11 protein-coding genes are annotated in these 14,990 nt (G+C 61.7%); 6 read left to right on the plus strand and 5 right to left on the minus strand.

Translation table 11 applies throughout. The annotated features are described in order from the left end of the window. Positions 1–8 precede the first annotated feature (8 nt). Both BLS50_RS34075 and BLS50_RS34080 read right to left on the minus strand, forming a co-directional pair. Positions 9–1,070 carry a DMT family transporter gene (locus BLS50_RS34075; RefSeq protein ID WP_074808376.1) on the minus strand — a complete coding sequence of 354 codons (1,062 nt, stop codon included), beginning with the start codon at positions 1,068–1,070 and terminating at the stop codon, positions 9–11. A gap of 489 nt (positions 1,071–1,559) precedes the next feature. Next, positions 1,560–2,234: a ProQ/FinO family protein gene (locus BLS50_RS34080; RefSeq protein ID WP_027805478.1), complete on the minus strand. Its 675-nt coding sequence runs from the start codon at positions 2,232–2,234 to the stop codon at positions 1,560–1,562. Positions 2,235–2,888: 654 nt separating this feature from the next. Between BLS50_RS34080 and BLS50_RS34085 the strand changes: the two genes are divergently transcribed. Then, positions 2,889–3,473 (plus strand): DUF2889 domain-containing protein, encoded by a 585-nt coding sequence (locus BLS50_RS34085; protein ID WP_074808380.1) that lies wholly within the window; start codon positions 2,889–2,891, stop codon positions 3,471–3,473. A 117-nt stretch (positions 3,474–3,590) separates the two neighbouring features. Here the strand turns inward: BLS50_RS34085 and BLS50_RS34090 are convergent, their stop codons facing one another. Then, the gene (locus tag BLS50_RS34090) at positions 3,591–4,082 is read right to left on the minus strand and encodes a flavodoxin family protein (protein ID WP_074808383.1); all 492 of its coding nucleotides are present in this window, start codon (positions 4,080–4,082) and stop codon (positions 3,591–3,593) included. 203 nt (positions 4,083–4,285) lie between these two features. Further along, the gene (locus BLS50_RS34095) at positions 4,286–4,939 is read right to left on the minus strand and encodes a TetR/AcrR family transcriptional regulator (protein ID WP_027811953.1); all 654 of its coding nucleotides are present in this window, start codon (positions 4,937–4,939) and stop codon (positions 4,286–4,288) included. Between the two features lie 83 nt (positions 4,940–5,022). Between BLS50_RS34095 and BLS50_RS34100 the strand changes: the two genes are divergently transcribed. The 4 genes from BLS50_RS34100 (at position 5,023) to BLS50_RS34120 (ending at position 10,772) form a co-directional block, all read left to right on the plus strand. Further along, positions 5,023–6,147: an MBL fold metallo-hydrolase gene (locus BLS50_RS34100; protein ID WP_074808385.1), complete on the plus strand. Its 1,125-nt coding sequence runs from the start codon at positions 5,023–5,025 to the stop codon at positions 6,145–6,147. Positions 6,148–6,274: 127 nt separating this feature from the next. Further along, positions 6,275–7,291 carry an AraC family transcriptional regulator gene (locus BLS50_RS34105; RefSeq protein WP_027811951.1) on the plus strand — a complete coding sequence of 339 codons (1,017 nt, stop codon included), beginning with the start codon at positions 6,275–6,277 and terminating at the stop codon, positions 7,289–7,291. Positions 7,292–9,052: 1,761 nt separating this feature from the next. Further along, positions 9,053–9,748 carry a ParA family protein gene (locus BLS50_RS34115; RefSeq protein ID WP_074808390.1) on the plus strand — a complete coding sequence of 232 codons (696 nt, stop codon included), beginning with the start codon at positions 9,053–9,055 and terminating at the stop codon, positions 9,746–9,748. Further along, a complete protein-coding gene (locus BLS50_RS34120) occupies positions 9,741–10,772 on the plus strand; it encodes a ParB/RepB/Spo0J family partition protein (RefSeq protein ID WP_074808392.1) in 1,032 nt (343 codons plus the stop codon). Before BLS50_RS34115 ends, BLS50_RS34120 begins: the two co-directional genes overlap by 8 nt. Positions 10,773–10,867: 95 nt before the next feature. Here the strand turns inward: BLS50_RS34120 and BLS50_RS34125 are convergent, their stop codons facing one another. Next, positions 10,868–12,184: a replication initiation protein gene (locus tag BLS50_RS34125; RefSeq protein ID WP_006480994.1), complete on the minus strand. Its 1,317-nt coding sequence runs from the start codon at positions 12,182–12,184 to the stop codon at positions 10,868–10,870. 2,391 nt (positions 12,185–14,575) lie between these two features. Between BLS50_RS34125 and BLS50_RS34135 the strand changes: the two genes are divergently transcribed. Then, positions 14,576–14,938 carry a hypothetical protein gene (locus tag BLS50_RS34135; RefSeq protein WP_034175899.1) on the plus strand — a complete coding sequence of 121 codons (363 nt, stop codon included), beginning with the start codon at positions 14,576–14,578 and terminating at the stop codon, positions 14,936–14,938. The last annotated feature ends 52 nt before the right edge of the window (positions 14,939–14,990 follow it).

Genomic DNA, 14,990 nt, shown 5'->3' on the forward strand with positions numbered 1-14,990 from the left:
CGACACAGTCAATGCCGATGCCGGTGATGAATGTCCGGAAAATGCGCGTGGCTGTGCGTGATCGGCAGATGCACATGCGGATGCGTGTGCGGTTCGGCGCCGTCATACGGAAAGTCGTGCGCGTGCTGGTGATGGTCGTCGTGCCGATGCCGATGCGTATGCTCGAGTCGCTCGTGCGCATGCGTGTGTTCGTGCCGTTCGCGCACGTGCAGCCAGAGGCCGAGCGCCATCAGCGCGGCCGCGATCCAGAACGTCGCGGGCGGCAGCGCGGGCCAGATCAGCAGCGACAGTGCGACTCCGAATAGCGGGGCGACCGAAAAATATGCGCCGGTGCGCGCGCTGCCGAGATGACGCAGCGCGACCACGAACAACACGAGGCTGATCCCGTAGCCGCCGAGCCCCGTCAGCATCGCCGCGGCCGTGACCGGTAACGCAGGTAGCGTCGCGCCGGCCGCCAGCGCGATGCCGATGTTCACCGGCCCCGCGATCAGCCCTTTCATGCATGCGATCACCATCGCGTCGTTCGCGGCCACCTTGCGGGTCAGGTTGTTGTCGACCGCCCAGCACAGGCACGCACCGACGATCAGCAGCGCGCCGACCGGCACGCCGGCCCGGCCTGGCGTCCACGACAACAGCGTGCCGCCAGCGACGATCGCCACCATGCCGAGGAACACCTGCGTATCCACGTTCTCGCGAAACACGACCCACGCGATCACCGCCGTCAACACGCCTTCGAGATTGAGCAGCAACGCGCTCGTCGCCGCCGGCGTACTCGACAGCCCGAGCATCAGCAAAGCGGGGCCGGCCACGCCGCCCGCCGCGATCGCACCGGCCAGCCACGGCAGATCGGCACGATGCAACGGCGCGGCGTCCGCGGCCGATGCGCGACGGCTGTGCCAACCGCGCAGCAGAATCCCGATACCGAGCCCGACGCCGCTGCCGAAATAGAAGAGGCCGGCAACCATGAACGGCGACATTGCACCGATCAGCGCCTTGGCGAGCGGTGTCGCGGCGCCGAACAGCGCGGCGGCGGCGAGCGCGACGAAAATCGCGGAATGTCTCGAGTTCATGGTCCGGGTCGAATTGACGTTGATGAAACTGGGCGTGGCTTTGGGTCGAGGCGGGCGCGCCTTACTTTTCGAAAGGCTGGCTGTATCGTGGTGCCCGGCTTGCCTGCGGCCTGACGATCCCGTCGTGATTATCGCGCGCCGTTTTGTCGGAGTGGACAGACGGGATCGCGCGCGCGTCGATCGACGATTTCCACCTCATCATTTCGGAAAACGAATTATCTGGTCGACATGTTTTCATGAATAGTCCTGCATATTATTGATGTTCGATCAGCACGGTCGAAACATCACGCGCGCCGTGGCCGATCGACGAATGTGGGTCGTCCGGTCGCGTTGACTGTTCGACGAGGGAGGGGATGTACCAGCAGGTTCAGCGCCGGTGGAGACAGTCCCGACCTGCCTCTGGCGAGGCAAGTCGGTCTGGGGTGTCATGCACCGCACGCGGCTTGCATGCGGCTACGCGCTGCTCGATGGACGGCAGTGCGGTGCGGATTACTCGTTGCCGGCCGATTGCTGCTCGACCTGCGGCGCGGCGTCGGTCTGCACCGGCGCTTCCGCTTCGGCCTGCGCCGGTTGCGGCGCGGCAGCAGCGGCCTCGGCCTGCTGCTCGGCCTTCGGCTGCTGCGGTGCGCCCTTGGCCGCTTGTGCCGCGCCCTTGCCCGGGCGGCGAGCCTTCAGGCGGCGCGCACGCGCCGCGTCGTCGTGCGTCACGCGTCCGGCTTCGTTGCCCTGCAAGTCGACGCGCACCGCGTCTTCGACGAGGCAGGACCAGTAGCGATTGCCGCGGCACCACGTCGACATCGCTTCGCGCAGTTCGGCTTCGTTGAGGCCGACGGCCTGCGCTTCGCGTGCGAGATCGTCCCAGATACCGACCTTGAGCGGCACTTTGGGGGCCGGATTCTTCGGGAACGCGCGCGGAAACTTCCGCTGCAGTTTGCCGATCGCGACGATGACCGGATCGACCGGCGCCGCCGGCTTCGCCGAAGCAGGCTTCGCCCGATGCTGCGTCTTCGCGCCGGCACCCGGCTTGGCGCCGCGGGACGGCTGGTCGCCGGACTTCGGCTTCGCGCCGGCGTCCGTCGGCGCTGCCGGCCGCTTTGCGTTGCGCTCCTGCTTGGCCTTCGCCGCGAGCTGCGCCCGCAATTCGGCAAGTTGTTCAAAACCCATAAATTCAATCCACCAGGAATATAAGGTGTGGTTCGTGCGGCCATGCCGCGCGGCACAACAGCTTCGCCGCCATGCGTGCGGCCGGCCTGCCGCCGGTGCGGAACACTACGGGGCCGCATCGCGCACGCCACTCTGTTTTCAGGCACCCGGCCTCGATGCCGGACAAGGCAGGAGTGGAAGTATACCGGTACGCGCGACAGCCGGTTGACTCGCCGGTCTGCATTTGCCCGATCCGGGGTGCCGGAAATGCGTCCGCGCGGTCGTGTTGCGCATTATATGGATACGCTTCCGGATGTCACGCCATTCGCGGCCCCTGCTGGAAAATTGCGCCGGGCCGGGCCGACGCGCAAGGCGCAAAGTGCGATCTTCCGCGCGACGGACGTCGAACGGCGTCGTGTCGCAACCGCGACGCATGGTGTAGCCGCCGACCTCGCACGACCCGCCCACTCGACACCCGTTTGCGCCGGCCGCGATACGCGACTCGTTGCGTGCGCATCGATCGCGTCGCGGACGAAGATCTCGGAAAGTGCGTAGTATGGCCGAATCGACTTCGTTGGCAGCATGTCCCCGCCTGCTTTTCTCCGCGCGTCCGATCGACCGGGCGCGATTCCGTTGCCTGCGAAACGACCTGGTTACACGAGATGGAGCGCAAGCATGGTTTCCCAAGACGACACCCCGCATGACGGCCTCACGCGCGAGGAGATTCACCATCGGCAGATCGACATGCGCGGTTATCGGCGCAGCGATGGCCTGTTCGAAGTGACGGCCTGCCTCGCGGACCGCAAGACCAGCGATTTCACGCCGCCCGGCGGCGCGCGAACGGTCGCGGCACTGACACCGCTCCACGATCTCGGCGTCACGCTGGTGTTCGACGTCGACATGGTCGTTCGCGGCGTCTCCACGTTCATGCGTTCGCATCCGTATGCGCAGTGTTCGGGCGGCGGCGACTCGCTGCAGGCGCTCGTCGGATTGAACATCGGCGCCGGCTGGAACAGCGAGGTTCGCAAGCGCCTGCCGTCCTGCGATACGTGCACGCACTTGAAGGAACTGCTCGGCCCGATCGCGACGACGGCCTACCAGACGATGGTCGGCATGCGGCGATCGTCGCTCGATTACCGCGACAGCGAAGGAAAGCCGCTCAAGATCGACAGTTGCTACGCCTACGGTGCATCGCGCGATCTCGTGAAACGTCTTTGGCCCGAGTACCACCAGCCTTCGGCACCGACGAAGGGCAGTTGAAGTTCCGACGCTCGGCGGTTCGGCGCTGTTTGCGGAAGTTTGCGAAACCGATAGTGCGCGAACGGCTGCGGGCCGTGCCGGTGTCGATCCGGCAGATCGGAGCCGCCGCACTCGTCATCAGAACACGCCCAGTGCCAGCCCTGCAGCAAGACCCGCGCCGAGTTCGGCGCAGCGCGCGAGCGCGTCGCTGTCGATCGTCTTCGTTGCGAGAATACGCTCCGGCGTCTGCGCATGCGTGCAGACGATCAGGCCGGGCGCCACGTTCTTCAGCCGCCATCCGGTCGCGATCCGGTCGATCTGGCGCAACGCGTTCTGCCCGTCGCTTCCCGCGCAGATCATTGCCGCATACGGGCGGCCGTTCACGCGATCGAGCGCCGCGTAGTAGCAGCGATCGAAGAAATCCTTCATCAGCCCGGACATCGCCGCAAGGTTCTCCGGCGTCGCGAACAGGTATGCGTCGGCGGCCAGCACGTCGTCGGCGCTCGTCGCGTCCGCACGCTGCAGCCTGACGTCGACGCCAGGCTGCTCGCGAGCCGCACCGGCAGCCGCTTCGGCCATCTGTTGCGTCCCTCCGGTCATCGTGTGATAGACGATCAACAGCGTTTTCATGGGTCGTTGCTCGCATTCGGCTTCGGGTGCGTCGGCAGTATCGTTGAGCCCAGGTCAAATGGCCAGCCGGCACGGATGGGCGTCATTTGGCGTTCGTTTTTCCCCGGATCGACCGGTTTGCCTGCTCGCCGACAGCGCGCGCATCGCAATGGATTCGATCTGCCCGGGGAGCCGGATGCTTCCGGATGTGTCCGGGACCGCGTTCAGTCTTGCCGGCGATGCCGTGCAACGCCGTCGTCGGGTCGCGCGTAGTACGCAAGGAACATATCGGCAGCCGATTCCGCGACCTTCTGCTGCTCCTGCGCCGTCAGCGGCGGCTGGCCCATCGTGATCTGCGGCCAGAACGCGAATGCCTTCACCGCGCCATGCAACTGATGTGCGGCGAACACCGGATCGGTGACTGTCAGGCGGCCGGCCGCCGCGGCCGCACGCACCCAGACCGTGACATCTTCCTCGCGCTCGCCGAGACGCTCGACCATGTCGCGCGCCCGTTCCGGCGAATGGATGGCCGCGCCGATCGCGACACGCGCCAGCGCGAGAAAGGCCTCGTCGTTCATCAACCGCAATTTGCGGTCGAGCAACGCGAGCAGTTGCTCGCGCAGCGGCACGTCGGCGCGATAGGTCGGCGAACTGCCGGTGCGAGTCGCATCCCACAACTTGTTCAGGATCGCGGCGAACAGCGTCTCCTTACCGGGGAAGTGGTTATAGACGGTGCGCTTCGACACGTCCGCGCGCGCAGCGATACGATCCATGCTCGTCGCATCGTAGCCCGCGGCGAGAAATTCCTCGATCGCCGCATCGACGATGGCCGCGCGCTTTCGGTCGGTCAGACGCTGAGGGGGAGTACTGGTATCCATACAGAAATTTTACACCGGGCAGTTTACTTATCCTAAAAATAAACTACACTGTTTAGTGTACTTTATTCTCCGGACGAACCGACATGGCATCGCCTCTCGTTTTGATTCATCGCATTTTGGGTTTCGCGGCCGCCCGACGCGGCCGGACGCTCTCGGGCAGTTCGCCGCAGCACAATGGCGAGCGCTTTGCCAATGTCGCGCCCCGCTCCGCCGAAGGATTGGGCAAGACACTGGGAATCGCCTGGAACATGCTGGTCAACAAGCCGCGTCATACCGTGCCCGCCGGCGCATTGCCCGTCGATTCGCTGACCCGCGCGGAACTCGATGCGGCGCCCGATCGCAGCCTGTATCGGCTCGGCCATTCGACGCTGCTGCTGAAGCTGCGTGGCGAATTCTGGCTGACCGATCCGGTGTTCGCGGAGCGCGCGTCGCCATTTCGGCGCATCGGCCCCAAGCGCTTTCATGCGCCGCCGATCGCGCTGGAAGATCTTCCGCCGCTGCGCGGCGTGATCCTGTCGCACGATCATTACGATCACCTCGACCGCGACACGGTGCTCGCGCTGGCCGCCACCACCGACGTGTTCGTGACGACGCTGGGCGTCGGCGATCGGCTCATCGAATGGGGTATCGATGCGAACAAGGTCCGCCAGCTCGACTGGTGGCAAAGCATCGATGTGGCCGGGCTGACGCTGACGGCGACGCCTGCCCAGCACTTCTCCGGGCGCAGCCTGTTCGACGGCAACAGTACGCTGTGGGCGTCGTGGGTGATCGTCGACGACGACCTGCGCGTGTTCTTTAGCGGCGATACGGGTTATTTCGACGGCTTCCGGGAGATCGGCGAGCGCCTCGGGCCGTTCGACGTCACGCTGATCGAAACGGGCGCCTATGATGCGCAATGGCCGTACGTTCACATGCAGCCGGAAGAAACCGTGCAGGCGCACATCGATTTGCGCGGGCGCTGGTTGATGCCGATCCACAACGGTACGTTCGACCTCGCGATGCATCGCTGGCAGGAGCCGTTCGAGCGGGTCACGGCGCTGGCGCTCGTGCGCGGTATCGAGCTGTCGACGCCCAGAATGGGCGAACGCCTCGATCTCCGCGCGCCGCATCGCGGCGAGCGCTGGTGGCGCACGGTCGACGAGCGCGCGGCAACGCCGGCGGCAAAATCGCGACGCTGGCAGCTTTGCGCATCGCAGGCGACGAAGTAGTCCGCAATCGCCGCACGCGCCTTCCGGGAGGATGGCCGTGCAGCGGCGCCGGGTGGTGCATTCGTTGCCGGCTTCCCCTGCACGTCGACGGCCTGCCTGTCGATCCGATTACTAGAGTAGAGAAGTCATGCATCCGGCATCCCTCCGATACATATCCGGCCAACGAAACGATGACGTCGCCATCGCGGCATTCGACCAGGCGAGCGACCGTTCGACCGGTCGCAGCCGCGAGAACGAGCTACGACAGACGCTCGCGGAGCGCGTCGCGAGATGGACCGAAGGAGTCGATCATCTTGACACGGCCATTCCCAACCTGAGCTTTCATCGAAGGGAAGCGCCGACGCAGCCGATGGAATGCATGGTCGAGCCGAGCTTCGGTCTCGTCGTTCAAGGCGCGAAGCGGGTCATGCAGAGCGGAGATGCCTATATCTATGACACGGACCGCTTTCTGATCACGTCACTCGACCTGCCCGGTTCGACGCAGATCATCGAAGCCAGCCCCGACAAACCGTTTCTCGGGCTCGGCCTCAAGCTCGATTTTCGCGTCATGGCCGAATTGATGATGCAAGTCGCGCCGGATCACGACGATGCGCCGGCCGGCCGCGGGCTCGTCGTCGGCGACATGACCGAGCCTCTGTACGACGCGCTGAACCGGTTACTCGCGCTGCTGGACGACCCGAACGCGATTGCCGTTCTCGCACCGTATGTCGAGCGGGAAATTTACTATCGGCTGCTGACGAGCGACCAGGGCGCCCGCCTGCGTCAGATTGCGTCCGCCGGCAGTCAGTGCAACCGCGTGTCACGCGCGATCCGGTGGTTGCGCGCTCACTACGACGAGTCGTTGCGTGTCGATGATCTCGCGGCGCAGGTTCAGATGAGCAGCTCGACCTTCCATCACCACTTCCGTCAACTCACCGGCATGAGTCCTCTGCAGTACCAGAAATGGATACGGCTCAACGAGGCACGTCGGCTGATGCTGGCGGAGCGGCTCGACGCCGCGTCGGCGGCGTTCAGGGTCGGGTATGCGAGCCCGACCCAGTTCAACCGGGAATATAGCCGGCTGTTCGGCAACTCTCCGCGAAGGGATATCGATAGCCTGCGAGGTGGCGGGGACGTCGCCTTGTCGATCGTCGCGAGTTATTGATGGCGGCACGGTGGGGGGATGTGTCGGCTATTACGGGTGAGCGGCGCAGGACTGGCGCCTCGCATGCGGGGTCGAGCGGGCTCAGACTGAAATGAAGCGCCCAACGCCGATATGTTTTCAACTCGGATGAATTGCTCGGCGTCTCCCTTCCTGCTTATTGTCAAACATCGCCGCCGTGTATCGTGCGGCCGGGTCCCACACTTTCACCTCTCCTTCGGCTACAGACGAACCGCCCCGAGCTGACGATTTCGGCGGACCGTCCCCTCCCCTCCCAACGGCTACGTCGGACCGGCCGCCTATAAATCCCCAATGTCAGCATTGTCTCGCGATGCTTCGCGACTCCGTTAATAGGGAGGCCGACGCATGCGTTGTCACGTGACAACTGGCGCTAAATATCAGAGCGCCCACCAGTCAATGGAGGGGGCGACGCGATCCAGTGATGCACTGATCCCCGCACTTCGACACCCGGAACAGTTGCCCCACCGCGAAGCGTATTGAAAACTACGAATTACGTATTCACCACAACGAATCTCGGTGAAGCCGCGCCAGTCTTCGTTGCCCACATGCCAAAAAACCATACGCCCCCATTTCCGGGTGTCACCACGCTCATTTGCCGTGAAACAGCATGAAGAATATGGCGCAAACCATTGCCACACAAGGATTTCTGGCAAGCGTCGATTTTCGTAAAATGTTTCACGGACCGACCCCCTCGCGTTGCTACACGTCGCCAACACACGGATTCGACGCCAATAGTGACCCAGATTGCATGAATCTCCTGCATATCGGGGCCCTCCAGCGCGGGAATCTGATACTCGCCACGAAACCAGCCCCTGCCCTATTGGCCCATGCGAGCGGCAATGCAGGGTTTCGTACCCTCTATAAATAGGGACACATCAAAACCATCCCTATATCCCGCACGAACATGCGCAGCAATCGCTCAGCGCGTTGCGCCAGCACCCCGAGCGTACACACGAAGATAAGGGAATCAAGCTGCTGACTACACAGTTCGTACCGCGCCACCCCAGACGCGCCTTGCAACGCCTCCCCGGGATACTCCGCTCCCATATAGCCATCCGTTGCCCGAGCTTTCAGGCGCCCGCTCCCGTTGTCACGTGACAACCGGCGACTCACCCACGAGCCGGAGGGACCAGAAATATCCGCATCGGCTTTCTTCCTGAGCAACATGCCAGCTACGCAGCGGGCATCGGCAACCACGACTACGTCTTGACGATCGGAAAGTTGCTCCTGGGAGGCGCGCTTGAATGTGTTTGTCACGTGACAACCCGTCTCACCACCGGATAGACGTACGTCAGGATTATGTGAAGCACCTCTGTAATTGAAATGAAGCGATTCTTCCGCAGCCCACGTCGCAATCGCATCGAGAACTTTCGCTCGATGTGGCCGGACCTCGAAGCAATCAATGTCCGGAGACTTGTCACGTGACAACCGGCTCCTTCCTCGATACCACGCAACACCGTCGTCTCGGTTCGTATCGAATTCCGTATGAGACCAAGTGCGACGAGACATCAATTCTCCATGCAACGGTTTCATTGTCGATGTCAACGACAGTTGAATTTGCCCGCGTTCGTGCAGCCGTGATTTGTTATTTTTTAGTCAATACGCATAAATGACGCCTTGGCCGTTCGGCCTATTTGTCACGTAACAACCGCAGAGATCAAAAGATATTCACCACATCGAACACTTTTCTGGACATTTCGGTAATAACTGCATATATTACGCAAAACTCCTTGGAGGGATTTAATGGCTTTCAAGATCGCCGTCAGTAATCAAAAAGGTGGGACTGGAAAGACGACCATCTCCGTCAACATCGCGGCTGCGTTCGAAGCCGGCGGCAACAAAGTCGCGTTGATCGATGCCGACCCTCAGGGCACTTCCGTCCGTTGGGTCACGAGCGGCGAGAACACGCTGCCGATGACGGTCCTTTCGCTGGCTCCCGCCGGCCGCGGCATCGGGGGCGAGATCAAGAAGCAGGACGCGAATTTTGACGTGATCGTCGTCGACTGCCCCGGCAACCTTGAGGACCCGCGTATCGCATCCGTCCTGGAAGTGGCCGACTTCTGCCTGGTGCCGCTTTCGCCATCGCCGGCCGATCTGTACAGCACGGTCGCGATGATCCGCATGATCGAGTCGATGCGCGCCGTTCGAAATCCTCAACTTTCTTCCGCATTAATGCTGAATAGCGTCAATGGAAAAACTAAAATGCGTGAAGAAATTTTAAAAATTCTACGGGCTGAAGAAATAGGGGAGCATCTGCTCGACAGTCAGATCGCGCAACGCGAGGTCTATCGTCAGACGTTCGCGCTCGGCACCACGATCCATCACCACAATCGATACCTGAAGGGCCTGAAGGAAGCCCGCGCGGAAATCGAAAAGCTGGTCACGGAAATGGCCCAATACATCGCGTCGACGCGCGCTACCGGAACCGCCCATGGCTAAGGACACCTCGAAAGACAAGAAACCGACCGGCAACCTGCATCTCGCAGCCGGCCTGTTGCGCGGACTCGCGCAAGAAAATGCGGCGCTCGAAACGCGGCTGCCCGAGCCGGCGGCCGCACCGGCTGCCGTCGTCGAAGCGGCGCCTGCCAGTGGCCCGGCCGCAACCGCGCCCGCCGGTACGCCCGAGCTTGGCGCGCCGCAGAAGGTCCTGGTCAAGGACTGCATCCCGAACCCGTTCAACCCGCGCGTGTTCTACTCGGAATCGAGCCTGCACGAGCTCGCACTGACGTTGAAGCGAGAAGGGCAGATCGAGCCGATCAAGGTCACGCGGCTTCCCGAGTTCCCGGGCAAGCTCGTCGTGATCGACGGGCAACGCCGGCTGCGCGCGACGAGCATCAACGGCGACGAGACGATCAATGCGACGTTCCGCACCGATCACACGCCCGAGCAGCTCTATACGATCGCGTATCGGGCGAACCACGACCACGAACGCCAGACGATCTTCGATGATGCGATCGCGTGGAAACGTCTCCTGGACGAGAAGGTCTTTTCCGACCAGAACACGCTGGCGGAGAAAATCGGCAAGGACAAGGCTTCGATCAGCAAGACGCTGTCGCTCAACGCGCTGCCGAACACGCTGCTGGAGCGGATGGCCAGTGCGAACGACGTGGTCGGTCTGCAGGCTGCGTACTTCCTGAAACTGATCTTCGAACGCCTCGGCGAGGCGACGGCCGATCGGCTGCTGACGGCCGTGATCGACCGGAAAAAATCCGTCCGCGATCTCGAGAATTTCCTGCGTGCGCAGAGTGACGGCGCCAGGAAGGCCGGGCGTACGCGCTATAGCGTTCGTCATGACTTCGCGCTCGAATCCCGCGCGATCGGCCAGTTGAAGACGTATCCCGACGGGCGTCTGGACCTGCAGCTCAAGGGCGTCGACGCATCCCACCAGGAAGCGCTTGCCGACAAGCTCAAGACCGTCATCGACGCGTACGTCACGGAGCTGGCCACGGCCCCGTCGAAATAACACGCTAGCGGCAAAAGGCCTCGCCTTCGCGCTGCACCGCCAAGCCGGACCTCGACATGGTCCGGCAAATGGTGCGCACGACGGCGAGGCCTCGTTCAGTTGCCTGCGAGACTGCTTTTGAGCAGGAATTCCAGCAGGTCGTCCGAGGTCGGCTCGCCCCACGTATCGAGCGCCAGCCACCGGAAGAAACTGGTTTGCGCCAGCTTGCTCGCCTTCTTCTTCGGCGACAGCGTCAGGTCCTTCGAACCCGCCACCGTCTCGTTGTAACGCTCGATCAGCTTGGTCTGGTCGTCGATCTCCAGTTCGCGGAAATACGCGCCGGCTTCCTCGACCTTCGCCGCCAGATACTTGTCGCGAATCTGTTCCTGCTTGCTCTGCGCGGATTCCTTCGCCGGTGCGGCCGCTTCGGTTCCCTGCCCATCGGCCAGCGTGTAGCCGTGCGTCAGCGCCTTGCGGAAGTACGCGGCGACGTTGTCGACCGGCGTCGCATTCTTCTTCGTAGTCCGATTGAGCGTATAGGCGATCGCCGCCTTAATGCGCTGCACGCCGTATTGCGTGATCAACCGGCGCGCTTCCGAGCGCGGAATGCCGAACTTCGCGACCTCCTCGACCAGCGCTTCGTTCTTGACGTCGCCGTCTTCGACCGTATCGGTGCTCTGCTTGCGCGTCACCTTGAACTGCACGGCTTCCACGCTACGGCCGGATTTGTGTTCGATCAGCTCGAGCGTGTGGTCCGATACTTCGTTCACCTCCTGGATGCACGGCACCAGGACCTTGCTCTTGAACAGCTTGTATTCCTTGTACGACTGCGACGCCTTGTCCTGGCCGAGAATGAGGTCACGGAATTTCGGCAGCGGAATCTTCGCGGTGATGCCGATCCCCTCGTAACGCACCGTGTTTTCCCACAGCGCGAGCGAATGCGACCGCCGGAACTCGCGGGCGATCCGCATATCGATCAGCGCGTAGATTTCGGGATTGAGCAGTTCGCTGCGAATCTGGTCGGAGAAGCTGTACTTCAGCACCGATTGCTCGAGCTCCGCGCCGGCGAGCAGGCCCGACGCTTTCCAGACCGTCGAACGGTCCGCGGCCAGGTAGTCCCAGTTGACGACGGTACTGATCAACGAGTTGACCGTGTCCTTCACGTACTTCGTGTTGTTGCTGTTCAGCCCGCTCTCGTGCGACAGCGACGCGATCGAAATCGAGAAGCTCGTTCGGCCCGGTTCGAACGCCTCCTGCCGAAGCGCGTTCTTGATCAGCGAGCTGAACATCTTGCGCTGCTGCAGACCGATCTTGCCGGACTTCGGCGCGATATGAATCGCCTGGACCGCCTTGCGCAGCAAGTCGGGAGGCTCGGGGGTCTGAAACAGCGAAACCTGTTTGTCTGAGCCTTTGCTTGCGGGCTTGCGCGGCATCGTGGTGTCCGGGTAAGGTTGCCTTATTGAAAGCGGACTTTATACCTTTTCGCGCCACGGGGCAACGTCCTTGCTCTAGCATCACTTTCACTATTTTGTCTAAGTATCAGATATGGAAGGAAAAATACGGATTCGACGATTTGCGCAGAACCCCATATCCGTCTACCTTTTGACCAAAATTCCTCCCAAAAGCCGCTACCTTTCCCGTCCGCGTCGCGAAACCCGGCACAAGATTTGCCACCACGAAGGTACCCATCCATGGGGGCAAACGGATGGAATCGAGATCGCAAGAGGGATTCGTGGTGCCCTGCAATACGGCCGCGATTTCTCCCATAACTTGCTACCTTTGTTGGTTCCCATACGAGGGTACCTGTCAGCGTCGTCGACCGCATTGCTTTCCGGCCCGAAGGGAGAAATCGCTCCCATAAAAGGCAACCTTCCGATTTCCCCATAAAAGGTAACCTGTCCGCAGCCCCGCTCCTGTCTATGGGAAAGCTTTATAGGACTGTTGAGCGAAGGACAGCGAATCGATCGAAACCGGCTCCCATAAATGGGTACCTTTGAAACGCCCCATAACTGGCTACCCGAAGAAAATCTCTGTGCATCGATTCGACTATCGACGCAAAAAAGCGCCCCATAAAAGGCTACCTCCACGCGTTCCCATAGACGACTACCTCACGCGATGGACGGTCGATTTCCCATAACCGGATACGTTCGCCCCATATCCACAACCCTGATTTCCCACAACCCGGTACCCCAAACCCCAAATCCACAGACCTGAAGCCCCAAACCCTTCCACCTGTGCTCCCATAAATGGGTACCGAACACCGCTCAAACCCATGCCAGGCAAGGCTGTGAGCCGTCTAAAAGTAGTTAAAGAAGTAAACGTGGTTTACCAAAGATGTAAACACACGTGCGCTTGCACAGAAAAACGAACCCCATAAACCGCTACCAATGGGAGTCGTCTATAGGAAGCCAACCACCCAGATCTCCCCATCCACGCCCCCTTTGGCCCCGTTTGACCCGCCGTTCCTGAAAGGCTTCAGGCGTGGCAAGGCATCCCGAGAAGGTGAGTACCCACTCACAAGCACCGAAACGTAGAAACTTATGGGAGGAAATCCCTGGATTCGACGTAGAGGTTCCCGCTTATGGGACCCGAAAACGGGCCGCACGACCCTCCTGCCGCCTGTGATCGACCAGCCGAACGGATCGGTCGCTTTCCTTCACAGCAGTTCGAAATCATCCGGGACTGTCTGCGAATGGTTTTTTGTACTCGCACGACCTCGTCTACGGACAAATTATTGTCGATCGCCTGTGACGCTGCTCGCCAAATTTAGCCTGTGGACTGTGCCCGGAGGAATCCGCGCCGGGCTGTTTTTCATCCCCACGCCGTGTCCGTTTTTCTACCTTTGAAACCACGGCCGGGAAGTTTTGCAGTGGCCGCTGCAGGCAACGAGGGACTCATACCACGGCCCGAAAAGCAGACCGGATGCCGAAAAGCCTTCGCACAGTGTGCCCCTTGGGACAACTTGGCAAACTTCATCGATATCGTTACCACCCAACGTGAAGATGCCGTCGGTGCCGACGCTCACCGCAACCGATTTCCGCGATGCTCCCGAACCTGCTCACCTTTCCCCGAAGCGGCATCCCGGAAAAGCTCACCGATCGGATAAAGCACAGGTAGAAGCAAGCTGTGCAGATCGCCGCTCCGTCCACATAAGGCACCATCGATGGGAGCAAACAAGAAACGATCGGCATCGATACGTGACGCCCGACGCGTCGGCAAGCACGGCCGCATCGACGGACAAGCCTTCGCTCCATATGTATCTCCACCGGACGCGCGCTGATCGCTCATGTCGGGTTGTAGCGCATGCGTGCAACCAATCGAGCCGACGTCTTCACCGCTCGCACTAGCCGGCCTTTTTCGTCAGACCTGTCCATCGACAGGGAGCCTTGTCTCCACAGGTAACCTTTTGCATCACGAGGCGGCAACGGTTGCCGCACGAATCACCGCACCCGCAACGACGCAACGTAATCGCCTTGATCGTCGACGAAGCGAATCGTGGTCGTTTATGGGAGGAACCGTCGCTCGAGCCGCATCGAACGATGACGTGACGTGTGGATCGACTGCCGCTGCGGTGATCGCGCAAGCACGACGAGACTCACGTCGTGTATCGGCGTATCGGTATCACCACCCGTGAAACAGCCATCAGGGTCTCGCGCCGTATCGCGTACCGCGATTTCCGTCATCGAGCGCAGGACCCACGTTGTCTCCCATACGTATATCCCCAATTCCGTCAGCACGTTGACGCCACAATTCTTGCGACACGGTTATGATGCACAGGTCCTGATCGCGACATGACGACCGATCAGGGCAGGGGCGGTATCTCGATGGTTTTTCAAACCGTGATGGTCATCAAAAAAGAGAGTTCAGCGATGCGAATCCAGATCAGAAAACTCACGCTGGCTGCTACCGCAGCCGCTTTCCTGTTCGGCTCGGCCGTTCCGGCTTTTGCGCAGGAAACCGCCAGCGCACCGGCTGCACCGGCAGCACAGGACGCCAAGGCCGCGAAGAGCGAAGCACGCAAGGCGGCCAGGGCCAAACGCAAGGCCGAACACAAGGCCGCGCGTGCGAAGAACAACGCCGAGCTGAAGAAACTCGAAGACGCCGGTTACAAGCCGGCGGCCAATGATCCGAACTATCCGCAGAACCTGCAGAACGCGGAGAAGAAGGCCGGCGCAGCCAGCCAGTAAGCGTTGTCTGGCGGCAAGCCACGGCTCCATCCGCGGCTTGCCGCGTGCGCCG

The sequence above is a fragment of the Burkholderia orbicola genome (genome assembly GCF_900100915.1).
Classification (GTDB): domain Bacteria; phylum Pseudomonadota; class Gammaproteobacteria; order Burkholderiales; family Burkholderiaceae; genus Burkholderia; species Burkholderia orbicola.

Excerpts from the sequence above, each read along its gene's own strand:
- BLS50_RS34075 (WP_074808376.1), bottom strand. The coding sequence starts at position 1,070 with ATGAACTCGAGACATTCCGCGATTTTCGTCGCGCTCGCCGCCGCCGCG.
- BLS50_RS34080 (WP_027805478.1), bottom strand. The coding sequence starts at position 2,234 with ATGGGTTTTGAACAACTTGCCGAATTGCGGGCGCAGCTCGCGGCGAAG.
- BLS50_RS34085 (WP_074808380.1), top strand. The coding sequence starts at position 2,889 with ATGGTTTCCCAAGACGACACCCCGCATGACGGCCTCACGCGCGAGGAG.
- BLS50_RS34090 (WP_074808383.1), bottom strand. The coding sequence starts at position 4,082 with ATGAAAACGCTGTTGATCGTCTATCACACGATGACCGGAGGGACGCAA.
- BLS50_RS34095 (WP_027811953.1), bottom strand. The coding sequence starts at position 4,939 with ATGGATACCAGTACTCCCCCTCAGCGTCTGACCGACCGAAAGCGCGCG.
- BLS50_RS34100 (WP_074808385.1), top strand. The coding sequence starts at position 5,023 with ATGGCATCGCCTCTCGTTTTGATTCATCGCATTTTGGGTTTCGCGGCC.
- BLS50_RS34105 (WP_027811951.1), top strand. The coding sequence starts at position 6,275 with ATGCATCCGGCATCCCTCCGATACATATCCGGCCAACGAAACGATGAC.
- BLS50_RS34115 (WP_074808390.1), top strand. The coding sequence starts at position 9,053 with ATGGCTTTCAAGATCGCCGTCAGTAATCAAAAAGGTGGGACTGGAAAG.
- BLS50_RS34120 (WP_074808392.1), top strand. The coding sequence starts at position 9,741 with ATGGCTAAGGACACCTCGAAAGACAAGAAACCGACCGGCAACCTGCAT.
- BLS50_RS34125 (WP_006480994.1), bottom strand. The coding sequence starts at position 12,184 with ATGCCGCGCAAGCCCGCAAGCAAAGGCTCAGACAAACAGGTTTCGCTG.
- BLS50_RS34135 (WP_034175899.1), top strand. The coding sequence starts at position 14,576 with ATGGTTTTTCAAACCGTGATGGTCATCAAAAAAGAGAGTTCAGCGATG.